Source organism: Paucibacter sp. PLA-PC-4 (genome assembly GCF_026241155.1).
Taxonomy (GTDB): domain Bacteria; phylum Pseudomonadota; class Gammaproteobacteria; order Burkholderiales; family Burkholderiaceae_C; genus Roseateles_E.
Genome location: NZ_JAPFGP010000024.1, coordinates 27,078 through 50,822, shown reverse-complemented (window position 1 = coordinate 50,822; position 23,745 = coordinate 27,078). Strand labels below are relative to the sequence as shown.

Sequence of the window (23,745 nt, the reverse complement as noted above, 5' to 3'; positions counted from 1 at the left end):
CATTTGGCCCATGCGTAACCCCGCGCGCCGCGTGGCTCAGCGGGGCCTCAAAGCGCTGCATCATGCCGCAAGCCGTTTGGCCAGCAGTTCGGCGGTGCTGCGCGAGCGCTCCACCGTCGGCACCAGCACTTCGCGCAGCTGGGCACGGATCGCATCCTCGCGCTCCACCATCAGCTCGAGCTTGTCCATCAGCGTGCGGGTGCTGACGTCCGGCGTGCTCAGCACGAAGTCCTCGTGCCCGAACAGGTCCTTGTTCAATCCACGAGCCTTGGTGCTGTAGGCGATGGACACGGTCGGTGTGCCGCGTGAGATCGCGCCGATGGTGGCATGCGTGCGCGCGCCGATGAAGTAACGGGCCTGCCCAAGCACGAATTTGAGCTGGGCCGCATTCAGCGTCTTGGGCAAGAGGCGCACATTCGGCACATCGTGAGCCAGCTTGAGCACCGCCGACATGTAGCGGTGATCGCAGTTGTCCGACTCTATGCCGGCGTTCAGAGGCCCCACATGAGGGATCAGCACGCATGGCAGGCCGTACTTGGCATGGGCCTCGCGCAAAAAGCCGGCCACCTCCCGCTGCAACACCTCGGGGTTCTCTCCGGCGGCGCGGAACTTGGCGATCAGCGGGCTGACGTTGACACCCAGGAAGCCCGGCTCCAGATCAAAACCTAGCTGGGCCGCATCGACCGGCTCGGGCTTCATCACGAAGGCCGGATCGCAAACGCCATGCAGATTGTGCGAGACGCCGATGCCCTGCAGATATTTGAGCGTGATCGACTCGCGGATGGTCACCAGGTCAAGCTGGTTCAGGAAGGCGGCCATGTGCTTTTCGATGACCGGCTCTTTGGCAAACGGCCCCACCGACGCCGCCCACAGCACGGTGGGCTGCTTGTCCTTGAAGAAGTCCTCGGCAAAGGCGCGGTGCCAGAGCAAGGGGCCGAGGCCGTAGTCGAGCGTGATCACATCACCACCGATCATGATGGTGGCGTCGCAGCCCAGGACCATACGCCGGTACTCGGCAGGCACGCTGAAGCCCGGCTTCCACACGGACTTGAACAGGTCGGACTGACGCACGGCCCGGCCCCACAGCTTGATATTGAACGGATACACCGGCACATCGACAAAGCGCACGCCATGGTCGGCATGGTCGGGCCATTGCCGGCCATCGGCCGCAGCGTCGTAGCTCGGCACCAGGAACTCACTGGGCCCGAACTTCTCGGTCAGCATCAGCACGGTGGAGCGAACCAGAGCCTCGCAGCCGCGGTTGCCGAAGTTGTTGTGCCCTGCAAGATAGAACTTCTTCATAGGATCAGTGTGGTCGGAAAGGATTGGCCGGCATTCGTCCGTCGATGCCAATGGACTGCAGCTGTCGCCTCAGCTGGCGCCAGAGGAACGCGGAGCCCCGAAAATGCGATCCAGCTCGGGAGCACGCAAACTCCCTGCCAACTGCTGAGCAAAGCGCCGGTGCAACTGGTAGCTGAGCTCGGCATCGGGACTGATATTGGAGATGCGCACCAGCATGCCGTCAGGGATCAGGCCTCTGGTCGAATAGCCCAGCTGATGGAGCTTCTGCTCGGTGCCGCTGGCGGCCACCCGGTCGCCGACCATCACCCAGTAGGTGATGGGCTCGATGCGTCCACCCTGCACCGCCACCAGTTGCCGGGCGCGCACCGCCCGGTCGGCCAACTGGATGCTGCCGCTCTGGTCACCCTTGATCTGGAAACCCTGTGCCGGATAGCAAACCTCCGGTCGGTGCGCACGGGTGGCATCCGACTGGTCGCCCCCATACGCCACCGACAGCATGATGCGCTGACCCTCGGCGCTGACATAGGTGCGACTCAGCGTCTGGCTGTAGATCTGGTCAAGTACGGCCTTCTGATCCGGCGACACCAGTTGCACCGGCATGCGGTCGTCCACGACCCAACCATCGAAGGCCTTGGGAAACGCGGTCTCCAGATCGAACTTGGGCAGAGTGTCGGCCAAGCGCTGCGTAGGCCGCAGCCAATGCCCACAGCCGGCCGCCGCCAAGCTGGCGATACCCACGGCCAGCGCATGTCGGCGCGACGGGCTCATACCTTGCCTCCCTGCGTGCGCCCGGCCGGAATGAACCAGCCCAACACCTTATCCAGACCCAACATCAGCACCAGAGCGACCATGAACAGCACCATGCCGGCGAAACCGTGGACAAAGCCCTGGCCGGCCTCATCACCAAAGTGATAGGTGACCAGCACCAGAATCATCACGCGCACGATATTGGCCACGAAGGCCGTCGGAACCAGCAGCACCGCCAGAGCCACATTGCGCACTGGGTTGGTGTACTTCATCAGGTTCATGTACAGCATGCCCAACGCTTCCAGCGTGAACATGCTGTTCAGGCCTGCACAGGCATCGGCCACCAGCAACTGATAGGGCCCTACTGTCATGACCACTCCGCTGCGCCCGACCGGGTAGCCCATCGCATACAGCAGGTTGCTGGCCACGGCCGACACCGCACTCTTCAAGGGCGCGGTCACCGCCGCGACCAGCGCCTCGGGCAAGGGCACCATGAACAGCATGAAAAACAGCGGAAACCAGACCAGCCTCACACCTTGCATGCCCTTGAACAGCAGCAGAAAAGCGATGAGCACGCCGATCTGCGAGCCCACGGCAAAGATGCTGATGTCCTGCGATCGGCCAAAGGCATAGACCAGCAGACTCAGCGCCAGGATCACCCAGCCAAGCACAGGCCGTGGCTGGCTGGGGAGCTCGGCGAGGCTGTGCCTGGCGCGATAGAGCAACCAGAAGCTGACGGCCAGAATGATGGGACCATGCCCTTGCTCGTCGGTGATCCAGTAGGTGTTGGACAGCTCGTAGTAGGCCGGCAGGAACAGCAGCGCAAAGCTGCCGAGCAGGACGGCGAACACTGTCAGGTCCGTGCCCGGCGGGAACACTGCACCGGAACCAGGATCCGTGGAAGACGTGGCAGTCATGGGTTTCAGAACTCGTTGAATACAACGCCGGCGACCTGGGTCGGCGTTTCTGCCAGATTGGCGACGAGGTCCTGGAGGGAGGAGACACGCGCCTGGTTCTTGCGCGCCACGACCAGTGCTGCGCCGCAGCGCGCAGCGATTACCGCACTGTCGCTGCCGTAGCAAGCGGCGGGGGTGTCAACGACCACATAATCAAACTTGGACAGCAGTTCGTGTATCAGCAAGCCGAATGCGGGACGCTCCACCAGTTCCAGCGGGTTCGGGGGCGTGATGCCCACCGGCAGCACGAACAGGCTCGGCACGCCGGCCACCTGCCGGATGACATTGGCCTCGGCGCGCCCGCTCAAGATGCCCGACAGACCGGACTTGTTGTCCACGCCGAACACCTCATGCTGGCGCGGATGGCGCATATCGGCATCCACCAGCAGGGTACGACCGCCCAGTTGGGCCAGCACCACGGCCAGATTGGCGGCGAAGAAGGTCTTGCCGTCGCCCGATTCGGGGCTCACCACCGAGATGGCGCGACGTTTTTGGCCTTCATTGAACAAGCGCATCATCAGCTGGCTGCGGATGGCACGGAAGCTCTCGGCCTGCACGCCGAAGGGCTGGTTCAGCGCCGCCAGTTCCGGGCTGGCCTCACGGCGCTCTTCGGGGGCGTAGGGATAGTGGAACTGCTGGCTCAGCGCGACCAGCACGTCATCGCTGCTGGCAAAGCCCAGCGCCACGGCGGCCTCGCCGAAGCGCACGCTCTTCTCGCGCTGGTGGCGCACGATCTTTTCCACCTGATCTGCGGACAGATTGCGCAGATCGGCCAGGATGCTGCCAATCGAGCGGTCAGCGATATTGGAATCTTGGGTGTCGACGTTCACGGGGCGGTCTTTCTGCACGGCTGGGTACGGTGATCGGGCGACAACTCAGATGTCGGCTTGCACGCCGGGAGCTGGCAGGCTCATGGCGCGCTGCCGCGTGGCAAGGCTCAGACCCACTGGGCGCGCTGGGTTGAATCGCTTGGCACCGGGAACCGGCAAGGAACCCAGCACCGGCAGGCCCAGCGCGGCAACCGCATCCTCAGGATTGCGGACCCGGCGATCGGTCATTTCCATCAAGAGCGCGACGCCAACGGCCAGCATCGCCCCCAGGAAGATCGCTAGTAGCGTATTCAGCAGCGTCTTGGGGCTGCTGTGCTCGGCAGGCGGCTGAGCAACGGTCAGCACGCTGGCGTAGCTCTGGGTGTTCTGGGCTTCCAACGCCGACTGATTCAGGCGCGCCACCAGGTTGTCGTACACGCTCTGCGCGTTCTGCACTTCGCGCTGCAGCACCTGGCCCTCGTCAAGCACAGCCTTCATCTCCAGCATCTTGGTGCGCTGGGCATTCAGCGCCGCACTCAGCTGGCCTTCACGCGACTTGTTGATCGTGTTGCTGACGGACACACCGCTGGTCACGCGGCGCGTTTCCACGTCGATCTTGCTGCGCAGCTCGGCGATATTGGCTCGGGCCTCCAGCACTTGTGGGTGCTTATCCCCCAGACGCTGGGACAGCTCCTGCAGCTTGGCCTCGTAGCGCGTCAGGTCGGCCTTCAGGCCGCTGATCAGCGGATTGTTCAGCACTTCCTGCAGGCGGTCGCTCTGGTCACCCCGGGCCTGGGCCTGACGGCTGCTGCTCTCGGCCGAAATGCTCTGCGACTGCGTCAGCTGGCTGCTCAACTCTGCCAGACGAGCGCTCTCGATATCCAACCGCTCGTTGGTGACGATGATGCCCTTGTCCTGCTGGAAGGCCGACAGGCGCTGCTGGGCACGCTCCAGCGAGTCGCGGGCGTCCTTAGTCTGGGCCTGGAAGAAGCTGTTGAACTGTCTGGCTGGGTCGCCACGCAGTTCCAGCGTGGTGGCGATATAGGCCTGGGCGAAAGCATTGGCCAGGCCGGCGGCGAACTGCGGCGACGGGCTCTTGTATTCGATGCTGATGACATTGCTCTGCAGGCTGGGCTTCACCTCCAGGTACTTCTGCAGCAGCTCAATCAAGTACTGCTCGAACGTACCCGCCCCCTCAGCCTCGGTCTGCCACTGCTCGCGGATGGGGGCGTTATCCATCAGCTTGAGATCGCGGATGACACGCAGCGTAACGCGCTCGCTCATCAGGATGTCGGCCTGAGTCGCGATAAAGCCGGGGGTAGCCATCCCGGGAAACAGGGTCGCCGACACCGGGTCGGGCTTGATGTCGATCACCACGCTGGCGGTTCCCAAGTACTGCTTGGGCAGCATCAGACTCACCACCACCGTGGTCGCGACCACCAAGCTGAACACCAGCAGCGCCGCCCACTTGCGCGCGCGCAAGATCGACAAAAACTGTGCAAACGTCATTCCCAACTCCCTTATTCCGCCGGCCCCTGGCCCAGCGCGGTTCTAGATCAGAACAGGCTTTCCCTGACGTACACGACGTCGCCATCCTTCAGCGATTCATCCATCGCTGCCTGCAAGATCTGGACCTTGCCGTCGGCGCCCTTGCGGTGCACGCGGATGCCCTTCTCGGTGCCGCGCTGGGTCAGGCCACCGCCGGTGGCCAGGCTTTGCATCAGGGTCATGCCGCGCTCCAGGCGCATTGCGCCGGGGCGCTGCACCTCGCCGTAGATGTAGACCATCGGGGCCCGGTCAACCCACAGCACGTCGCCGTTTTGCACCAGGATGTCCTGGCTGCGCCCGCCGGGGGCGAACAGCGCGGGCAGATCGATCTCGGTGCGGAAGGCCTGGCCGTTGCGGGTGCCACTCAGGATGACGATCTCAGCGCCGCTGCTCGCCACACCGCCGGCATTAGCTAGCAGATCGGTCAGGCGCATATCGGCCACTTCGATCGGGAAGCGGCCGGGACGGTTGACCTGGCCCAGCACGCTGGCCTGGTTGCCCTTGACCTGCAGGACGACGATGGTGACCTGGGGCTGCTTCACGAAGTTGCCGCTCTTCAGGCCGTCGGCGATCAGCTTCTCGGCCTGGGTAACTGAGAGGCCGCCGATCTTGATCGTGCCTAGCAGCGGGAAGCTCAGCACGCCGGCCTCGGAGACGCGGGTCTCCAGCGTCAGGTCGGGGTTCTGATAAACGCTGATGCGCAGCACATCGCCGGAACCCAGCCGGTATTCGGCGGTGGCGGTGGCCGGCGCGGCGGCGCTGGTCTGAGCCAAAGCCGGGGCAACAGCGCCGAGCAGGCCGGCGGCGGCCAGGGCGATGGCTAGAAGGTGGTGCGAGCTGCGATGCATCATTATTTGAGACCCATTCCCTTAGAGATGGTGTTGGCGTCCATGCCGCTGGCGGCAGGGGCGGCCGGCGTGGCGACAGTGGCAGCGGGAGCAACTGGGCTGGGCGTCGTCACCGCAGCAGGCGCTGCAGCAGCAGCGGCGGGCGGCGTGCCCTCGGCGAACTTGCCGACATATTCGATCTTGGCGCCTTCACGCATGGCCTTCATCTCCTTCACGACCAGCTCGGACTTGCGCTGGTTGCTGAGGAACTGCTCGATGGCGGGGCGGGCGCGGGCTTCGTCGACAGGCTGGCTGCGCGAGCCCACCAGGAACAACACCTGCAGGCCGTTGGGCGCGGAAGTGACGGCTGAGTCGCCGTCCTTCATGCGGGCGATGGCGTCCAAGCTGGCCAGCGGCAGCTGCTCGGCGGCGCGCACAGCCTGATTCGCAGCAAAACGAATATCGCTGGCCTTCAGATACTCGGCAAACTCGGCCAGATTCTTGGCCGCCTGCAATTTGGCGCGAATCTCGGGAATCTGCTCGGGCTTGGCCTCAATTGCCAATTCCTGCAGACTATAAATACGACGTTCCTTGAACAGCGCGGGTTTCTCGTTGTAATACTTTGAAACCTCCTCGGCCGTGGGTTTGGCAGCGCTCTCGCCAAGCCGCTCGACATAGGCGCGCGCGATGATTTCGCGCTTGGCAGCCTCAATCTGCTGGACCACGCGCGGGTCGCGGTCGAGCTTGAGATCTTCGGCCTTCTGCACCGCCAGTTCCTGCTCGATCAAGCGCTCCAGCACCTGCTTGCTGGCTGCTTCGGCCTGCTCGGGCTTCAGGCCTTGCTGGCGCTGCAGCACAAAGTTGATCTGATGAACGGTGATCTCTTCCTTGTTGACCTTGGCTGCCGTTTGGGAGGCCTTGTCCTTCTTTTCACCGCCGCCGCAGGCTGCCAGCAGCACCACTGCTACCGCCGCCAGCGCAATCGCGCTGGCGCGCATGCCGCTCAGGCCGCGCGACTGCTCTTGCTTCATCAGATTCATAGCTATGACTTTCTGTTTTTGGGCTCTCGGGTGAGAGCGTGCACCCCGGGCTCTCCGACGGCACTATGTTGCAGCGCACAATGGCGCCCGGTGGCAGTCGGCGAGTGTAACTTTGCAAAATGACAATTGACCCCCCCCTAAGGCGTGAACCCGTTCCATATTGCTACAGGAAACCAGTTCAATCGCGCCCTTCCGGACCCCAGTCCAGCCGTCGGGAACCCCTCGTCATTTATTAGTCAAACACCGGGAAAACCCGGCGTCTGCGGCCTGTCCGGCATATTGTTGACCGGTCGGCTCAATGACTGATCCATTTAGTCACGCCGAGTTCCGGCCACCCCCTTGGATCGGGGGGTAGCTCAGGTATCGGGAGTGTCGGCGCCCCGAAAACGGCCAGATCGGTTCAGGCGAACCGAGACCTCAGCCAAGCAGGCCGCATGGTTGGCGCGATCCGCGAAGCGCTCTTTGGCATGCGTCAGCGAGCCCGCAGGGTCTCGCTGGCGTGCTAGATCAGCACTTGATGCCGGCGTGCAGCGCGACGATGCCGGCGCTGAGGTTGTGCACGTCCACATGGCCGAAGCCGGCCGTCTTCATCATGGCCTTGAGTTCGGCCTGGGGCGGGTGCATGCGGATCGATTCGGCCAGGTAGCGGTAGCTCTCGGCGTCGCCGGCAATCATCTGGCCCAGCTTGGGCAGGATCTTGAAGGAGTACCAGTCATAAGGCTTTTGCAGCGGCGCTGCCACCTTGGAGAACTCCAGCACCAGCAAGCGCCCGCCGGGCTTGAGCACCCGGCACATTTCGGCCAGAGCCTGGTCCTTGTGGGTCATATTGCGCAGGCCGAAGGCCACGCTGACCAGATCGAAACTCTCGTTCTTGTAGGGCAGCTTCTCAGCGTCGCACAGATTGGTGGGCAGCACCAAGCCCTCATCGAGCAGGCGGTTGCGGCCCTGGCGAAGCATGGCCTCGTTGATGTCGGTGTGCACCACCATGCCGGTCTCGCCGACTTTCTTGGCGAAGGCGCGCGACAGATCGCCGGTGCCGCCGGCGATATCAAGCACGCGCTCGCCCGGCTTCAGATTGGCCACGGCCACCGTGTAGGCCTTCCAGGCCCGGTGCATGCCCATGGACATCAGATCGTTCATCACGTCGTACTTGGAGGCGACGGAATCGAACACGCCGCGCACGCGGCTGGCCTTCTCGCGCTCGTCGACGGTCTGGAAACCGAAATGGGTGCTGCTCATAGATATGCCCTCAATGCGTCGAACAGGCGCTGCCGCCCTTGGCCGGCATGGCATCGTCGCGCCCCTTGCCGGCAGCGGCCAGCTTGGCCTCGTAGTCGGCCCACAGCCGGGCCTGCTCGGCGCCGAGCTGGTAGAGATAGTCCCAGGAGAACAGGCCGCTGTCATGGCCGTCGCTGAACTGCGGGCGGATCGCGTAATGACCCACCTGCTCCAGTGCCGTGATGCCCACATCGCGCTTGCCGGTCTGCAGGGTTTCCTGGCCCGGACCATGGCCCATCACCTCGGCCGAGGGGCTGTAGACGCGCATCAGCTCAAAGGGGATCGAGAAGCGCGCCCCGTCGGAGAAGGCGATCTCCAGCACCCGCGACTGCTGGTGCACGGTGATGTCGGTGGGCGTGGGGGAATTGGGGGTGAGGCCGGCCATGGAAGAAGACTGCTGCGCGAGCGAGGGCGCCAGTGTAGCCGGCAGCCCCGGGCCAGCCCCTCCTCAGCTGCCGATCACCCCACCATCGAGTTTGCGCACCACCACGGTGGCCGAGCGGGGTCGGCCGTCGGCTCGCTGGTCGGGCCAGTTAGAGAAGCGGCGCGGCTGGGCCGGGTCGCTGCGCTCGCTGGGGCTCTCGCCCGGGTGCTGGATATTGATGAACATCGTGCGGCCGTCGGGCGTCATCGTCGCGCCGGTGACCTCGCTGCCGGACGGGCCGGTCAGAAAGCGTCGCACCTCGCCGCTGCGCGGATCGGCAGCGAGCATGCAGTTATTGCCCAGCCGTGCCAGATCGCCCTTGCCCATCGCCGAGGTGGACATATCGGTCTGTATCCAGAGCACCCCGCGCCCATCGACCCACAGGCCGTCGGGGCAGCCGAAGGCATCGCCCTTGACATTGCCCTTGGCCTCGGCGCGCTCGTTGCTTGGGTCCCCGGCCAGCACGAAGTGATTCCAGCGCAGGGTCGTGGCATCGAAATCGCCCTGCTCCTTCCAGCGGATGATGTGGCCCATGCTGTTGTTGGCGCGCGGATTGGCCGCGTCCACGGCCGGCTGCTTGTCGCCGGCGCGGTTGCTGTTATTGGTCAGCGTGCAGTAGACATAGCCCTCCTTGTCCACGGCAATCCATTCGGGGCGATCCATCTTGGTGGCGCCCAGCAGGTCGCTGGCCTGGCGGCTCTTGATCACGACCTCGCCCTGGTCGGCGAAGCCGGCGGCCGCGGTCAGCGGGCCTTGGCCCTGGCTCAGTGCCAGCCAGCGGCCGGAGCCGTCAGCATCGAAGCGGGCCACATACAGCGTGCCGTGGTCCAGCAACTCGCTGTTGGCGGCAAAGCCGCCTGGGCGGATCTTGTCGCGGCTGACAAATTTGTAGATGTACTCAAACCGGGCGTCCTCGCCCATATAGACCACGGCGCGGCCATCCCGGGTGACGGCCACCGTCGCCCCTTCGTGGGCGGCGCGACCCAGCGCGGTGCGCTTGACCGGCACGCTGCTGGGATTGAAGGGGTCGATCTCGACCACCCAGCCAAAGCGGTTGGGCTCGTTGGGATGTTTGACCGCGTCGAAGCGCTCGTCGTGCTCATGCCAGCGGTAGCCGGCCGGGTCACCCTTGCGCAGGCCCCAGCGGCGCTCATGCGGATTCGGGGCGTCCGGGCCCTTGAAGTAGTTGATGAAGTTCTCTTCGCAGGTCAGATAAGTGCCCCAGGGCGTGATGCCGCTGGCGCAGTTGTTCAGTGTGCCCAGCACGCGGCGGCCAGCGCCGTCCTGCGCGGTCTTCATCAGCGCGTGGCCGGCGGCCGGGCCGGCCACTTGCATCGGCGTGTAAGCGGTGATCCGGCGCGCCCAGGGCGAAGGCCGCACCAGCTCCCAGCGCCCGCCGGGCTGCTGCTGAACTTCAATCACCGAAACGCCGTGCGCGGCCTGGGCCTTGCGGACTTTCTGGGCGTTCCAGCTCTTCATGCCGTCGGCGTGCAGCAGCCCGTCATCGGTGTATTCATGGTTCATCACCAGCAAACCGGACTTGGAGCCCTCCTGGGTGAAGAAGTGGATGCCGTCGTGATGCATGCCGAGCTGGGTTTCTTGCTGAGCCGCCGTGTTGCTGCCGTCGAAGCGAAAAGCGCTGTCCTCGCCCGACAGCCCTACCGGTTCGCCCCAGGCCGCGATCACCTGGGCGCTGTAGCCCTCGGGCACCGCGATTGCATCCGCCGTCGACACCGGCACGCTCTTAAAACCCAGCAGCGGGCCGCCCGAGGCCCCGCCGCTGGCGCAGCCCCCCAAACCGAACAGGCCACCCAGACCCAGGCCCAGACCGCCGCGCAAGAGGGTGCGCCTTGTCGGGTCGGAGACCTCGTGGATGCTAGCGTTGGCGCTGCGGTTGCTGTCTTCCATCGTCAGAAAGTCCTTGGCCATTGCGGTCTGCCTCGTGTGGGTGGATGCCAAAGCTGCAAGCTTGACCCGCCAATGATGACAAGACCATGAAAACAGCGCGGTACCGGTGAGGGCCCGGATGGCCAACCCCGCCACTTGCCGCTAGGCTTTGCGGCCTCAACAAGCTCCGCCAGACCGATGCAACGCCTGACAAAGATCGCCGCCGCTGTGCTGACGGCCAGCACGCTCGCCCTGCCCTCGGCGCGGGCGCTGGACCTCAAGAATCTATCGCCCGATGTGGCGGCCTGCCATGACTTCTACGAGTTTGTGAACGGCAGATGGGACGCCGCCACATCGCTGCCCGATGGCCGCGCGCGCATCGGCAGCTTCATCGATTTGCGCATCGCCAATGACGCCGTCCTGCAGCAGGGTCTGGACGAGCTGATCGCCCAGCCGGCGCGGCAGACCAGCCCGGGACTCAAGGCCGTGGCCGCCTTCTATGCCAGCGGCATGGACCTGGAGGCCATCGAAGCCGGCGGCCTCAAGGCTTTGCAGCCGCTGCTGGCACAGATCGCGGCGATGCGCGGGCCGGCCGATCTGCCCGCGGCGCTGGCGGCGCTGAACCGGGTGCAGGTCGCAGCACCGCTGAACGCCTATGTGTGGCACGACCCCAAAGACACGCGCCGCCATGCGCTGATTTTTTCCCAGGCTGGCCTGGGCCTGCCCGACCGCGAGGACTATTTCAAGAGCGATGCCGTCTCGCTTGGCTTGCAGGCCGCCTATCGCGCCTACGCCAAGACGCTGCTGTCGGCGGCCGGGCTGCCGGCTGAGCCCGCCGATATCGAGGCGCTGATGGCCTTCGAGACCCGGCTGGCCGAGGCTTCGCGCACACGCGTCAAGCTTCGCGAACCCAATGCCAACTACAACCCCTTCGATGTCAAGGCCCTGACGGCCAGTGCCCCGGGACTCGACTGGGGCGCCTACCTCGCCAGCTACACCGGCCGGCCTGAGGGCGTGGCGCGCTTCATCGTCGGTCAGCCCGAGTTCGCCCAGCGCCTGGGCGAGCTGGCCAGCCAGGCGCAGCCTGCCGTCTGGCGCAGCTATTTGAGCCTGCGCCTGCTGGACGCCAGTGCGGCGCGCTTACCCAAGGTCTTTGCCGACGCACATTTCGCCTATCACGGTGCGGCCATCGCCGGGCTCAAGGCGCCGGCGCCGCGCAGCGAAGATGTGATCGTGAGCATAGGCGGGCGCACTGGCAGCGCGCCGGTGGGGTTGGGGCTGGGCGAGCTCTTCGTGGCCAAGGCCTTCTCCGCCGAGGCGCAGGCGCGCTCGCTGCAGCTGGTGGCCGACATCAAGGCGGCGATGCGCGGGCGCATCGAGGGCCTGGCCTGGATGAGCGCGCCGACCAAGCAGAGCGCGCTGGCCAAGCTCGACGCGATGGCGCTGAAGATCGGCGCGCCCGAGCGCTGGCCCGACTATGCCGGCCTGCAACTCAAGGTCGATGACTATGCCGGCAACGCGCTGCGCGCCAGTGCCTGGCAGACAGCCCAGCGTCTGGCCGATCTGGACCGGCCGGTGGATCGCTCGCGCTGGACCACCAGCCCCCACATCGTCAACGCCTTTGCCGGCGGTCTCAACGAGATCATCTTCCCGGCCGGCATCCTGCAGCCGCCCTTCTTCGATGCTCGGACCGACGACGCGGTCAACTACGGCGGCATCGGCATGGTGATCGGTCATGAGATCACCCACCACTTCGATGACCGCGGCCGCCAGTACGACAGCGTCGGCAATCTGGTCGACTGGTGGACGCCCGAGGACGCGGCCGCCTACCGGGCCCGAGCCGCGCAAGTGGCCGCGCTCTACAGCGGCTATGAGCCGCTGCCGGGCCAGCGCATCAACGGCCAGCAGATGCTGGGTGAGAACATCTCCGACATCGCCGGCATGCCGATCGCCTTCGAGGGCCTGCAGCGGGCCCTGGCCCGCAGCGGCGCACGTGACAAGATTGACGGCTACACGCCCGAGCAGCGCTTCTTCCTGTCCAACGCGCTGATCTGGCGAACCAAGATGCGCAACGAGCTGCTGATCAACCAGCTGCGAACCGGCCAGCACTCGCCGTCCAAGTTCCGTGTGCTGGGCCCGATGTCCAATCTGCCGGCCTTCGCCCAAGCCTTTGCCTGCAAGCCCGGCGACGCGATGGTGGCGGCCGAGCCGATCAGGGTCTGGTGAAGGCTCGGGCAAAGGCTTGGGTGAAGGCTCGGGCGAAGGCTCAGGCGGGTGTGGTCACCGCGGCCGCGATGGCCGCGTCCAGCGCGGGTAGGCGCTGACGCAGCGCCGCCAGCCTGGCCTCGTCGGCGGGGCGCTGAGCGCTGCCCCAGACCGGGTTCGGGTAGTGGCTGTCCCAGTCAAAGCGGGCGATCACATGCCAGTGCAGATGGGGCACGACATTGCCCAAGCTGGCGAGATTGATCTTGGTGGGGGCCAGGTCTTGCCTGAGCACCGTCTCGATGCGGTTGACGACCTCCATGCAGGCCAGGCGCGCGGCGGCGTCGAGATCGCTGAACTCGGCCACATGGGCGCGCCAGATCAGGCGATAGAAGGCCGGGAACGCAGCCTCGTCGGCGCGGATCACGCGCCACAGCGGGGTTTGCGCAATCAGCAGGTCGCCGTCGTCGCGGCACAGGGGGCAGTCGGTGTGGATGTCCATGGCATCGGCACTTTAACCGGCCGCGCGGCCTCATGACTTCCGGCACATAAGGCCCGTCACAGCTGGGTCCGTGACGAAATCAGTTCGTCGCGCAATCAGGTCGATCATCCTGCGGCTTCGGCATTTGGTCGCGGCGTCCTTGGTCCGACCCCAGGGGCAACCCTAGGCTGTGCCCATGTTCCGGAGCAAGCGCTCCGGTTCTTCGCACCCACCGACAGCCATCGATCAAGGAGATCCCCATGACAAAAACTCTGTACCGCACGCTCAGCGCCACCGCACTGATTCTCTTCACCGGCCTGGCCCAAGCTCAAGCACAACCCGAAGGACTCACGCGCGTTGAAGTCAGCGGCAAGCAAGGCGAGCCGGTACGCCGCGATGTGAGCCGCAGCTGCCCGGGTGTGGCCGCCACGATGCAAGACGTCCTGGAAAAGGCTTGGTACCTCGAAGGGCAGGAGGCCACGGTGCGCGTCACCTTCCGACTGCAGGGCGAGGAGACCACCGATGTCAGCTCCAAGGGCGGACCGCTGGCCTACCGCATGGCCGTGCGCCGCGCGGTCATCGCCATGCAGTGCACCAAGCAGGCCACGGACGGCCAGCTCTTCAGCTTCGATGTCAGTTTCGTGGCACCCAAGGAGGATGACGACGCAAGTTATCGCGTGGCCCTGCAAGAAAACTGAAGCGAAGCCATCGGCGAGGACGGCTCGGCGGCCCCCTAAGATAAGAGGAGTCTCTTGTACTCCTTGCCTTTGAGGACCGCCGATGCCCGCTTCGCTGACCGCCCGCCGCCTGTTCTGTCTTGCCCCGCTGGGCCTCGCTGCATTGGCCCTGGCACCGCTGGCGACCCAGGCCGACACCTGGCCCAGCAAACCGATACGCTGGGTGGTGGCCTACCCCGCCGGCGGCGGCTCGGACTTTCTGGCGCGCCAGCTCGCCCCGGCGCTGGGTGCCCAACTCGGCCAGACGCTGGTCATCGAGAACCGGCCCGGCGCCGGCGGCATGATCGGAACCGATGTGGCGGCCAAGGCCCCAGCCGATGGCTACACCTTGCTGACCGGCGACAACGGCGCCATGGTGTTCAACAGCGCGATGTACAAGAAGCTGCCCTATGCCCCCGGCGACTTCACGCCGGTGGGCTTCATGGCGCGCTTCCCGCTGATCTTGGTCGTGAACCCGAACTCCGGCTTCGCCAGCGCGCGGCAATGGCTGGACGAGGTGCGCAAGAGCCCCGGCAAGTACAGCTATGCCTCGCCGGGCATCGGCAGCCCGCACCATCTGGCAATGGAGCTGCTCAAGGAGCGCAGCGGCAGCTTCATCGTCCATGTGCCCTACCGCGGCACGGCCTTCTCGACCCAGGACCTGATCGCCGGCGTACTGCCCATGGGCATTCTGGACACGGCCGCCGGCCTGCCGCACATCCGCGCCGGCAAGCTCAAGGCGCTGGCCGTGCTCTCACCCAGGCGCGTGCCGCAGCTGCCCGAGGTGCCGAGCTTTGCCGAGCTGGGACTCAAGGGTGTGGACGTGGCGGCCTGGCAGGGGCTGTTCGTGCCCAAGGGCACGCCCGAGGCTGTCGTCAAGCGGCTGACCGCCGAGATGCAAAAGGCCATCGCGCTGCCCGAGGTCAAGGCCAAGTTGGAAGACTTCGGCCTGGAGGTCGCCCCCAGCGACGGGCCGGCGCTGGGTCGCTTTGTGCAGCAAGAAACCCAGTTCTGGCACGCGCTGATCAGGGAGCGCAAGCTGGCGGCCGACTGAATAAGGGCCGACAACTTTTTCACGGACTGACCGAGATCAACCCGCGACATTCGGGTTTCTGCTAGGTCCGCACCCCCATAAGGGGGCGAATACCGTACATTTCAAGCCTGCCCGATCGGGCGAGTGCGATGAGCGGACCGCGCCTTGCTTTGCAGCAACTGCGCAGACCGCACAGACAAGGCGAGCACGCCCTCAGGGCTCGTTCTGCGGCTTGGTACCGATCCCCATGCATAGACCACGCTCAGCCCATGCGGCTGCAGCGAGAGCCGCGCGTGCGCATCGCAATGCCTGGCTCGCCAACGAAGAACATCATGAGAACTGACAACTCCGCCCCCCGTGCCTCGACCCTGGGCTACGCCAGCGTGGCGCGTCGCGTCTCGCTGATCACCTGCCTGGGCATCGCCACGCTGCTGATCGCCATCTGCGCCCTGGTCTCCTGGGTGCTGACCGAACAGGCGCGCCAGCGCAGCGTCGACTACATGGCCAGCGAGGCCGCTGCCGTCGCTCGGGTGGCCGATGCGCTGGACCGCACCGCCCGCCAATCCGCCGACCGGCTGTACGCGGTGCTGGCCGCCGAGCTGCCCGGCAGCTTCGCGCTGCAGGGTGAGGCCGAGCTGATGCACGAGGGCCAGGCCCTGGCCGGCGAGCTGGGCCTGGTGGATCGCTTCAGCGCCAAGACCGGTGGCGTGGCTACCATCTTTGCGCGCAAGGGCGAGGACTTCATGCGCGTCACCACCTCGCTGACCAAGCAGGACGGCTCGCGCGCGATGGGCACGCTGCTGGGCAGCCAGCACCCGGCCTTCGCCAAGATGATGGCCGGCGGCAGCTATGTAGGCCCGGCCACGCTGTTCGGTGTGCCCTACATGACACGCTATCAGGCCATCAAGGACGCACAGGGCCAGGTGGTCGGCATCCTGTTCGTCGGCTTCGACATGCGCGGCCTGCAGCAAGAGCTGGTGACCATGGCCCAGGCCGTCAAGCTCTACGAGAGCGGCGGCCTCTACATCATCGACCCGGCCAAGTCGCCTGCCGACGCCTATCTGCGCGCCCATCCGAGCGCCCAGGGCAAGAAACTGACCGAGCTGATCCCGGATGCCGCCGGTGCCGAACGCCTGCTGAAGGCGCTGGCCGAGGCGCCCAAGGGCCTGCTCAGCGAGGCACCGGCCCTGTACAACGACAAACACGATGATGCTTTCGCGGTGGCACAGCGCAGCGAGGGCACCGGCTGGTGGGTGGTGGCGGAGGCCTCGCAATCGACCGCGCTGGCCGCGCACTACCGCTCGCTGCAGACCTTGTGGGGTCTGATGATGCTGGCCGTGTTGGTGTTGGGCGTGGGCATCACCGCGCTGCTGCGCCGCTGGGTGGGCCAGCCGCTGGGCGCGCTCAACAGCGCGGTGCAGGCGATTGCCGAGGGTAACCTCACCCAACGGATCGGCATCGCACGCCGCGACGATCTCGGCGCACTGGCGGCTGGCGTGGAGTTGATGCGTCAGCAGCTCGCGGGCACGATTGCCGAGGTCTCGCGCGCCAGCGACCAGATCGGTCTGGCCAGCGCCGAGGTAGCGGCCGGCAGCCGCGACCTGTCACAGCGCACCGAGCAGTCGGCCAGCCGCCTGCAGGAGACGGCCGGCGCGGTGGAGGAGCTCACCGGCTCGATGAGCCAGACGGCGGCCGCCGCCGAGCAAGCGCATCAGTTCGTCGGCGCATCCAACCAGGCGGCCGAGCATGGCGGCCAGGTGGTGGCGCAAGTGGTGCAGACCATGGAGCAAATCCGCAGCGCCAGCGCCCAGATCGCCGAGATCACCGGCACCATCGACTCGATCGCCTTTCAGACCAACATCCTGGCGCTGAACGCTGCCGTCGAGGCGGCCCGCGCCGGCGAGCAGGGTCGAGGCTTCGCGGTGGTGGCCAGCGAGGTGCGAGTGCTGGCGCAGCGCAGCGCCGAAGCGGCCAAGCAGATCCGCAGCCTGATCAGCAGCAGCGGCGAGAAGGTGGAGTCCGGTGCCCGCCTGGTCGGCGAGGCCGGCACGGCGATGCAGGAGATCTTGGGCAGCGTCAAGCGCGTGGCCGGCATCATCGGCGAGATCTCGACGGCTGCCCGCGAGCAGGCCATCGGCGTGGGCCACATCAATGCGGCCGTGGCCGATCTGGATCAGGGCACGCAACAGAACGCGGCCCTGGTGGAGCAGAGCACGGCTGCGGCCGAGAGCCTGCAGGAGCAGGCCGACAAGCTGGTGCAGCAAGTCGGGCGCTTCCGGGTCGACTCGGCGGCGTAAGCCGCCTCCCCTCGCCAAGGGCGGCGGGTCTAGTGCGGGTCTAGTGCGTGCCTAGTGCAGGCCCAGTGCGTGCCCATCATCAAGGCCTGAGTGCCGAGATGACAACAGCCATCACGCTCGATGACTCGCCGGGCGGCGGGCCGACGCTGGCACGGTGGTGACCACATGTGCCGATCAGGGTGGGCAAGCCGGCGCCAGCATCGCGCGAGCGGGGCCGCTCACCTCACCCCCGTCCCCTTATGGCGGCAGGTCTGGCCTTCTTGCCGCATTTGCGGGCGATTTGGGAATCAGCTCCCACTCGGACCGCACCGCCTGATAGTAGGGTCGCAGACCGGCACGAACCCAGATCGGTCGCACGGACTCAGCGAACAGCCCTTCCTGCAAAGCCAGTCGCAATGTAGCCAGCAGGGCCGGCGGCAAGCCGGCATGACAGGCCATCCACCGATCCACCCTGGCCAGCACAAAGACGCGCTGAACCTGCGCACCACTGTCGCCATCGAGCATGCCCGGCCTTTCGTCACTGACCAGATAGTCAAAGCGTTTGCGCTGCAACATCCCCGTCCTTTGTGCCGTGGGGGCGATGGGCTCGAAGGCGATATCCGCCGCGCCGAGCAGATCGCGCACCTCGGCCGTGTCGACAGCCCCAACCCGGTAAGGTCGCAAGTCCTCGATATTGCGCACCGAGGGCGCCCCCTTGAGGGCATAGACAGCCAACTTCACCGGGGCGACTCGACCCACAAAACTCAGGGTCTCGGCCTCGCCCGGCGAAAAATCGATCGCCAGACCGCAGCTGCCCGGGCTGATCGGCAGCATCGCTGAGATCCGCCGGTGCGGCATCAGGGTGACTTGCAAGCTGAGCTTGTGCCCGACGAGCAGGGCCTGCAATGCCTCCAGGTAGGGGCCTGCCGGTTTCCCATCGCGAAGCAGCACAAAGGGAGGATCCGGCTCGACGAATATCTTTAGCACCTGCGCAGCTGATGCTGATGCGGCCAATAGCGTGAGCGCTGCAAACACGATGGCGGGGCTGCGCCAGCGGTTCATGACCGGGTGACCAACTGCACGGGCGACTGGATGATGCTGGGGAGTTCGGTCTGACGCTGCCCCGTTTGCAAGGCTTTGAGCACGACATCCAGCGCGTACTCGGCCTGCTTGACCGGGAATTGGTCTGCCGTAGCCAGTATCAGGCCCTGAGCGATGAGCGGACGAACCGAGGGAATGTTGTCGTAGCCGCAGACGAGGACGTCGCTGCTGCGCCCGAGCTCGCGAAGGGCCTGCACCGCACCCAGGGCCATATTGTCATTGCCGCACAGCAGTGCCTTGATGTCCGGCGCCAATCGCATCAACTCGCTGGCTGCCGCCCGGCCCTGGGTCTGGGTCCAATGGCCGGAACGAACCGCAGCCAGCCGCAGGCCTGCTGCGGCAATCGCCGCCCTGAAGCCGTCGCTGCGCGCCTTAGCATTGATGGAGCCCGGCGGGCCCTCGATGATGCCGACGCGGCTGGCGCGAGGCAGCTGCTTGGCCACATAGTCGCCAACGCTGCGGCTGCCCTGAAAATTGCTCGGTCCGACAAAGGGAATGTTGACGCCGGCGGTGGCCAGGGCGCGGTCGTCGAGCTTGTTGTCCAGATTGACGACCAGCACACCCGCCTTCAAGGCCTTGAGCAGGACCGGCAGCATGGCGTTCGAATCCGCCGGCACGATCACCAGGGCATGCACACGCTGCTCGATGAGCTTCACAACCAAGCGTTCCTGCGCCGCCACATCCGTCTCGCCGTCGATACCCTGGACCAAGAGCTCGTACTCGGCCTGTCGCCGCGCATGATGGGCACGCGCGCCTTCGCCCATCAGTGCGAAGAACTCATTGCGCATGGCCTTCAAAACCACCGCCACCCGTAAACGCTCCGCCGCCGCGCTGCCCCCGCCCGGTGCTGCAAGCCCTGCGAGTGCGGCCAGAAGCAGACAACGGCGATGGGTGCCGCCGAGATCTGCGGATGCAAGCGGCGTGCGGGCGCACGCCTGAGACGCTGGACAATTGCTGGTGCTCACGATCTTCGGCCTGGCTCCGATAGCTTCGGAGTGTGCCAGTTCCAGCTCGAAGATGCGTTTCGATCAGACCAGCACGCGCTCGATGCCACCGGCGTTGGCTTTGGCCACGTACTGCGGCATCCAGTCCTTGCCGAGGATCTGGTTGGCCATCTCAACGACGATGTAGTCGGCCTCCAGCAGGCCGTTCTGCAGATCGCCGCCGTAGCGGCTCAGGCCCTGCAGGCAGCTCGGGCAGGAGGTCAAGATCTTCAGGTTCTCGGCCGCCGCGACCTTGCCGCTCTCGCGCAGCTGGGTCTCGGTCTTGCGCAACTCCTCTTCCTTGCGAAAGCGGATCTGCGTGGAGATGTCGGGACGTGTCACGCCCAGCGTGCCGCTCTCGCCGCAGCAGCGCTCGCTCTTGACCACCTCGGGGCCGACCAGGGCCTTGACCGTCTTCATCGGGTCTTGCAGCTTCATCGGGCTGTGGCAGGGATCGTGATACAGAAAAGCCTGCTTGGAGTCGAGCGTGATGCCCTTCTCCAACAAGTATTCGTGGATGTCGATGATGCGGCAGCCCGGGAAGATGTCCTCGAACTTGTAGCCCTGCAGCTGGTCATAGCAGGTGCCGCAGCTCACCACCACGGTCTTGATGTCCAGGTAGTTCAGCGTGTTGGCGACGCGGTGGAACAGCACCCGGTTGTCGGTGATGATCTTCTCGGCCTTGTCGAACTGGCCCGAGCCGCGCTGCGGATAGCCGCAGCACAGATAGCCCGGCGGCAGCACGGTCTGCACCCCGGCGTGCCAGAGCATGGCCTGGGTCGCCAGACCCACCTGGCTGAACAGCCGCTCCGAGCCGCAGCCCGGGAAGTAGAACACCGCCTCGGTCTCGGCCGTCGTGGCCTGGGGATTGCGGATGATGGGGACGTAGTCCTTGTCCTCGATGTCCAAGAGCGCCCGCGCGGTCTTCTTCGGCAGTCCGCCCGGCAGCTTCTTGTTGATGAAGTGGATCACCTGCTCCTTGATCGGCGCGGCACCCAGCGTCGCGCGCGGCGCGGCGGTCTGCTTCTTCGCAAAGGTCTTCAGCAGGTCGTGGGCCAGGCGCTGGGCCTTGAAGCCCACGCCGACCATCGCGCTGCGGGCGAGCTTGATCGTCTCGGGATTGGTGGCGTTGAGCATCAGCATGGCCGCGGCGTTGCCGGGACGCCAGGTCTTTTGGCCCATCTTGCGCAGCAGATTGCGCATATTCATCGTCACATCGCCGAAGTCGATCTTGACCGGGCAGGGATTCGCGCATTTGTGGCAGACCGTGCAGTGGTCGGCCACATCCTCGAACTCCTGCCAGTGCTTGATCGACACGCCGCGCCGGGTCTGCTCCTCGTAGAGAAAGGCCTCAACCAGCAGCGAGGTCGCAAGAATCTTGTTGCGCGGGCTGTACAGCAAGTTGGCGCGCGGCACATGGGTGGCGCACACCGGCTTGCACTTGCCGCAGCGCAGGCAGTCCTTGACGCTGTCGGCGATCGCGCCGATATCGCTTTGCTGCATGATCAAGGACTCATGCCCCATCAGCCCGAAGCTCGGGGTGTAGGCATTGGTCAGATCCGCGTAGGTCGTCATCGCGTCGGGCCCGCCCAGGCGCAGCAGCTTGCCCTTGTTGAAGCGGCCCTCCGGGTCGATCCTTGCCTTGTAGTCGGCAAAGGGCGCCAGCTCGGCGTCGCTGAGGAACTCCAGCTTGGTGATGCCGATACCGTGCTCACCCGAGATCACGCCGTCCAGGCTGCGTGCGAGCTTCATGATGCGGGCGACGGCTTCGTGAGCCGTCTGCAGCATCTGGTAGTTGTCGGAGTTGACCGGGATATTGGTGTGCACATTGCCGTCGCCGGCATGCATGTGCAGGGCGACCCAGACCCGGCCGCGCAGCACTTCCTTGTGGATGCGCTTGCACTCCAGCAGGATCTGCGCGAAGGCGCCGCCGCTGAAGATGTCTTGCAGCGGCTTGAAGATCTGGGTCTTCCAGGAGGCCCGCAGGCTGTGGTCCTGCAGCTGGTCGAAGAAGCTGCGCTCCTCGCCGCGGTCGATATCCAGCTCCTGCATCCATTGCTGCCACTGCCCGCGCACCTCGCCCAGCAGGCCCAGCGCCTGCGCGACGCGGTCGCCGAGCAGCTCGGCGCTGGGGATCTCGCTGGCATCGTCGGTCTTGCCCAGCGGCAGATTGCCTCGCTCGAAAAACGCCTGCAGCTCGTCCACCAGGGCCAGCTTGTTGCGCAGCGAGAGCTCGATATTGATGCGCTCGATGCCCAGCGTGTACTCGCCCATGCGCGGCAAGGGGATCACGACGTCCTCGTTCACCTTGAACGCATTGGTGTGCTTGGAGATCGCGGCGGTGCGCTTGCGGTCCAGCCAGAACTTCTTGCGCGCGTCGGCACTGATCGCGACAAAGCCCTCGCCGCTGCGGCCATTGGCCAGGCGCACGACCTCCGAGGTCGCCCGCGCCACCGCATCGGCATCCTCGCCGACGATGTCGCCGACCAGCACCATCTTGGGCAGGCCGCCGCGCTTGCTCTTGGTGGCGTATCCCACCGCCTTCAGATAGCGGTCGTCCAGATGCTCAAGACCGGCAAGAATGGCGCCGCCGGGCTTTTGCGCCTCGGCGAACATGAAGTCTCGGATCTCGACAATGGAGGGCACGCAGTCCTTCGGGTTGCCGAAGAACTCCAGGCAGACGGTGCGCACATGGGCGGGCATCTTGTGCACGACCCAGCGCGCACTGGTGATCAGGCCGTCGCAGCCCTCCTTCTGGATGCCGGGCAGGCCGGCCAGGAACTTGTCGGTGACGTCCTTGCCCAGGCCTTCCTTGCGGAAGGTGCGCCCGGGGATGTCCAGGCGCTCGGTGCGCTCGAGCTTCTTGCCGCTGGCGTCGAAATAGCGCAGCTCGAAGCTGGCCGTCTCCACGTCATGGATCTTGCCCAGGTTGTGGTTGAGCCGTATCACCTCCAGCCATTTGGCCTCCGGCGTGACCATGCGCCAGCTGGCCAGATTGTCCAGCGCCGTGCCCCACAGCACGGCCTTCTTGCCGCCGGCGTTCATCGCCACATTGCCGCCGACGCAGCTGGCCTCGGCCGAGGTCGGGTCAACCGCGAACACATAGCCATGCAGCTCGGCCAGATCGGCCACGCGCTGAGTCACGACACCGGCCTCGCTCCAGATCGTCGCCACCGGCTTGTCGACGCCCGGCAGCGCCATCACCTCGACGCCGCGCAGGGCTTCGAGCTTTTCGGTGTTGATGACCGCGCTGTTCCACACCAGAGGCACCGCGCCGCCTGTGTAGCCAGTGCCGCCGCCGCGCGGGATGATGGTCAGGCCCAGCTCGATGCAGCCCTTGACCAGGTGGGCCATCTCGGCCTCGGTGTCCGGGGTCAACACGACAAAGGGGTACTCGACCCGCCAGTCGGTCGCATCGGTGACATGCGAGACGCGCGACAGGCCGTCGAACTTGATGTTGTCCTTGGCGGTGCGCTTGCCCAGCAGCTTGGTGGCGCGGCGGCGCAGCTCGGCCACCTCGTCGAACTGGCTGGAAAACTGCTGCACCGCCCGGCGCGCGGCTGCCAGCAGCTCGCCCACCGAGGCGTCGCGCTGAGGATCGCTGGCCGGGTCGCGGCGCTTCTCGACCTCGTGCAGCCGGTGGTTCAGCGCTTCGATCAACTGGCCCCGGCGCTTGGGGTTGTCCAGCAGGTCGTCCTGCAGATAGGGGTTGCGTTGCACCACCCAGATATCGCCCAGCACCTCGTAGAGCATGCGCGCGGAGCGGCCGGTGCGGCGCTCCTCACGCAGCCGGTTCAACAGCTCCCAGGCACGCGTGCCCAACAAGCGGATCACGATCTCGCGGTCGGAGAAGGAGGTGTAGTTGTAGGGAATCTCGCGCAGCCGGGCGGCGTGCGGGGCATCCTCACGCCCAGCGATGGCGGTTTGGGTCGGGTCGACAGGCATCAGCGGATGCGGTGCATTCATGGCGGCCAGGCGCTTGCGCACCCTTGGTTGGCCGGGCAGCCGGTCAAGGCGAAACACCCGGCGAAAGCTGGAAATCTCTCATTCGATCTGCATCGACGCGCCGGGCTTGTGACCTGCTGGCGGGGATGCGGGCGGCAGCCTCATCAGGTGCGCACGCCGGCATGACACC

General features: G+C 65.8%; 18 protein-coding genes. 4 read left to right on the top strand and 14 right to left on the bottom strand.

What is annotated here, in order from left to right; all coding sequences use genetic code 11:
* Positions 1–60: 60 nt before the first annotated feature.
* From OOZ63_RS25950 to OOZ63_RS25905, 10 genes are all read right to left on the bottom strand, one after another.
* A complete protein-coding gene (locus OOZ63_RS25950) occupies positions 61–1,302 on the bottom strand; it encodes a polysaccharide pyruvyl transferase family protein (protein ID WP_266008570.1) in 1,242 nt (413 codons plus the stop codon).
* 69 nt (positions 1,303–1,371) lie between these two features.
* Positions 1,372–2,070: an exosortase-associated protein EpsI, B-type gene (gene epsI / locus OOZ63_RS25945; protein ID WP_266008569.1), complete on the bottom strand. Its 699-nt coding sequence runs from the start codon at positions 2,068–2,070 to the stop codon at positions 1,372–1,374.
* Positions 2,067–2,966 (bottom strand): exosortase B, encoded by a 900-nt coding sequence (gene xrtB, locus OOZ63_RS25940; RefSeq protein WP_266008568.1) that lies wholly within the window; start codon positions 2,964–2,966, stop codon positions 2,067–2,069. The genes epsI and xrtB overlap by 4 nt, the downstream gene beginning before the upstream one ends.
* A gap of 5 nt (positions 2,967–2,971) precedes the next feature.
* The gene (locus tag OOZ63_RS25935; protein WP_266008567.1) at positions 2,972–3,835 is read right to left on the bottom strand and encodes a polysaccharide biosynthesis tyrosine autokinase; all 864 of its coding nucleotides are present in this window, start codon (positions 3,833–3,835) and stop codon (positions 2,972–2,974) included.
* 45 nt (positions 3,836–3,880) lie between these two features.
* Positions 3,881–5,323, bottom strand: a complete 1,443-nt coding sequence (gene epsF / locus OOZ63_RS25930; RefSeq protein WP_266008566.1) for a chain length determinant protein EpsF — start codon at positions 5,321–5,323, stop codon at positions 3,881–3,883.
* 47 nt (positions 5,324–5,370) lie between these two features.
* Positions 5,371–6,213 (bottom strand): polysaccharide export protein EpsE, encoded by an 843-nt coding sequence (epsE, locus tag OOZ63_RS25925; RefSeq protein ID WP_266008565.1) that lies wholly within the window; start codon positions 6,211–6,213, stop codon positions 5,371–5,373.
* Positions 6,213–7,229 carry an EpsD family peptidyl-prolyl cis-trans isomerase gene (locus OOZ63_RS25920; protein ID WP_266008564.1) on the bottom strand — a complete coding sequence of 339 codons (1,017 nt, stop codon included), beginning with the start codon at positions 7,227–7,229 and terminating at the stop codon, positions 6,213–6,215. The genes epsE and OOZ63_RS25920 overlap by 1 nt, the downstream gene beginning before the upstream one ends.
* Before the next feature lie 507 nt (positions 7,230–7,736).
* On the bottom strand, positions 7,737–8,468 hold the full coding sequence (gene ubiE / locus OOZ63_RS25915) for a bifunctional demethylmenaquinone methyltransferase/2-methoxy-6-polyprenyl-1,4-benzoquinol methylase UbiE (RefSeq protein ID WP_266008563.1): 732 nt from the start codon (positions 8,466–8,468) through the stop codon (positions 7,737–7,739).
* A gap of 10 nt (positions 8,469–8,478) precedes the next feature.
* The gene (locus OOZ63_RS25910; RefSeq protein ID WP_266008561.1) at positions 8,479–8,892 is read right to left on the bottom strand and encodes a DUF971 domain-containing protein; all 414 of its coding nucleotides are present in this window, start codon (positions 8,890–8,892) and stop codon (positions 8,479–8,481) included.
* A gap of 63 nt (positions 8,893–8,955) precedes the next feature.
* Positions 8,956–10,860 (bottom strand): PhoX family protein, encoded by a 1,905-nt coding sequence (locus OOZ63_RS25905; protein ID WP_266008559.1) that lies wholly within the window; start codon positions 10,858–10,860, stop codon positions 8,956–8,958.
* Positions 10,861–11,016: 156 nt separating this feature from the next.
* On the opposite strand from OOZ63_RS25905, the gene OOZ63_RS25900 reads away from it, so the two are divergent.
* Positions 11,017–13,044 carry a M13 family metallopeptidase gene (locus OOZ63_RS25900; RefSeq protein ID WP_266008558.1) on the top strand — a complete coding sequence of 676 codons (2,028 nt, stop codon included), beginning with the start codon at positions 11,017–11,019 and terminating at the stop codon, positions 13,042–13,044.
* A gap of 40 nt (positions 13,045–13,084) precedes the next feature.
* Here the strand turns inward: OOZ63_RS25900 and OOZ63_RS25895 are convergent, their stop codons facing one another.
* Positions 13,085–13,522 carry an HIT family protein gene (locus OOZ63_RS25895; protein ID WP_266008557.1) on the bottom strand — a complete coding sequence of 146 codons (438 nt, stop codon included), beginning with the start codon at positions 13,520–13,522 and terminating at the stop codon, positions 13,085–13,087.
* 239 nt (positions 13,523–13,761) lie between these two features.
* Here OOZ63_RS25895 and OOZ63_RS25890 point away from each other — a divergent pair, with 239 nt between their 5' ends.
* The 3 genes from OOZ63_RS25890 (at position 13,762) to OOZ63_RS25880 (ending at position 17,547) form a co-directional block, all read left to right on the top strand.
* Positions 13,762–14,199, top strand: coding sequence for a hypothetical protein (locus OOZ63_RS25890; RefSeq protein WP_266008556.1), 438 nt, complete (start codon positions 13,762–13,764; stop codon positions 14,197–14,199).
* A gap of 82 nt (positions 14,200–14,281) precedes the next feature.
* The gene (locus OOZ63_RS25885) at positions 14,282–15,271 is read left to right on the top strand and encodes a Bug family tripartite tricarboxylate transporter substrate binding protein (protein ID WP_266008554.1); all 990 of its coding nucleotides are present in this window, start codon (positions 14,282–14,284) and stop codon (positions 15,269–15,271) included.
* Positions 15,272–15,582: 311 nt separating this feature from the next.
* Positions 15,583–17,547, top strand: a complete 1,965-nt coding sequence (locus OOZ63_RS25880; protein WP_266008552.1) for a methyl-accepting chemotaxis protein — start codon at positions 15,583–15,585, stop codon at positions 17,545–17,547.
* Positions 17,548–17,784: 237 nt separating this feature from the next.
* On the opposite strand, the gene OOZ63_RS25875 is transcribed toward OOZ63_RS25880, so the two are convergent.
* From OOZ63_RS25875 to OOZ63_RS25865, 3 genes are all read right to left on the bottom strand, one after another.
* On the bottom strand, positions 17,785–18,588 hold the full coding sequence (locus OOZ63_RS25875; RefSeq protein ID WP_266008551.1) for a hypothetical protein: 804 nt from the start codon (positions 18,586–18,588) through the stop codon (positions 17,785–17,787).
* Positions 18,585–19,430 carry a substrate-binding domain-containing protein gene (locus OOZ63_RS25870; RefSeq protein ID WP_266008582.1) on the bottom strand — a complete coding sequence of 282 codons (846 nt, stop codon included), beginning with the start codon at positions 19,428–19,430 and terminating at the stop codon, positions 18,585–18,587. The genes OOZ63_RS25875 and OOZ63_RS25870 overlap by 4 nt, the downstream gene beginning before the upstream one ends.
* Before the next feature lie 225 nt (positions 19,431–19,655).
* Complete coding sequence (locus OOZ63_RS25865; RefSeq protein ID WP_416234788.1) at positions 19,656–23,576, bottom strand: DUF3683 domain-containing protein; 3,921 nt, start codon at positions 23,574–23,576, stop codon at positions 19,656–19,658.
* Positions 23,577–23,745 lie beyond the last annotated feature (169 nt).

Bases quoted from the DNA above. Each gene is read 5' to 3' on its own strand.
- OOZ63_RS25950 (WP_266008570.1), bottom strand. From the start codon at position 1,302: ATGAAGAAGTTCTATCTTGCAGGGCACAACAACTTCGGCAACCGCGGC.
- epsI (WP_266008569.1), bottom strand. From the start codon at position 2,070: ATGAGCCCGTCGCGCCGACATGCGCTGGCCGTGGGTATCGCCAGCTTG.
- xrtB (WP_266008568.1), bottom strand. From the start codon at position 2,966: ATGACTGCCACGTCTTCCACGGATCCTGGTTCCGGTGCAGTGTTCCCG.
- epsF (WP_266008566.1), bottom strand. From the start codon at position 5,323: ATGACGTTTGCACAGTTTTTGTCGATCTTGCGCGCGCGCAAGTGGGCG.
- epsE (WP_266008565.1), bottom strand. From the start codon at position 6,213: ATGATGCATCGCAGCTCGCACCACCTTCTAGCCATCGCCCTGGCCGCC.
- OOZ63_RS25920 (WP_266008564.1), bottom strand. From the start codon at position 7,229: ATGAATCTGATGAAGCAAGAGCAGTCGCGCGGCCTGAGCGGCATGCGC.
- ubiE (WP_266008563.1), bottom strand. From the start codon at position 8,468: ATGAGCAGCACCCATTTCGGTTTCCAGACCGTCGACGAGCGCGAGAAG.
- OOZ63_RS25910 (WP_266008561.1), bottom strand. From the start codon at position 8,892: ATGGCCGGCCTCACCCCCAATTCCCCCACGCCCACCGACATCACCGTG.
- OOZ63_RS25905 (WP_266008559.1), bottom strand. From the start codon at position 10,860: ATGGCCAAGGACTTTCTGACGATGGAAGACAGCAACCGCAGCGCCAAC.
- OOZ63_RS25900 (WP_266008558.1), top strand. From the start codon at position 11,017: ATGCAACGCCTGACAAAGATCGCCGCCGCTGTGCTGACGGCCAGCACG.
- OOZ63_RS25895 (WP_266008557.1), bottom strand. From the start codon at position 13,522: ATGGACATCCACACCGACTGCCCCCTGTGCCGCGACGACGGCGACCTG.
- OOZ63_RS25890 (WP_266008556.1), top strand. From the start codon at position 13,762: ATGACAAAAACTCTGTACCGCACGCTCAGCGCCACCGCACTGATTCTC.
- OOZ63_RS25885 (WP_266008554.1), top strand. From the start codon at position 14,282: ATGCCCGCTTCGCTGACCGCCCGCCGCCTGTTCTGTCTTGCCCCGCTG.
- OOZ63_RS25880 (WP_266008552.1), top strand. From the start codon at position 15,583: ATGAGAACTGACAACTCCGCCCCCCGTGCCTCGACCCTGGGCTACGCC.
- OOZ63_RS25875 (WP_266008551.1), bottom strand. From the start codon at position 18,588: ATGAACCGCTGGCGCAGCCCCGCCATCGTGTTTGCAGCGCTCACGCTA.
- OOZ63_RS25865 (WP_416234788.1), bottom strand. From the start codon at position 23,576: ATGAATGCACCGCATCCGCTGATGCCTGTCGACCCGACCCAAACCGCC.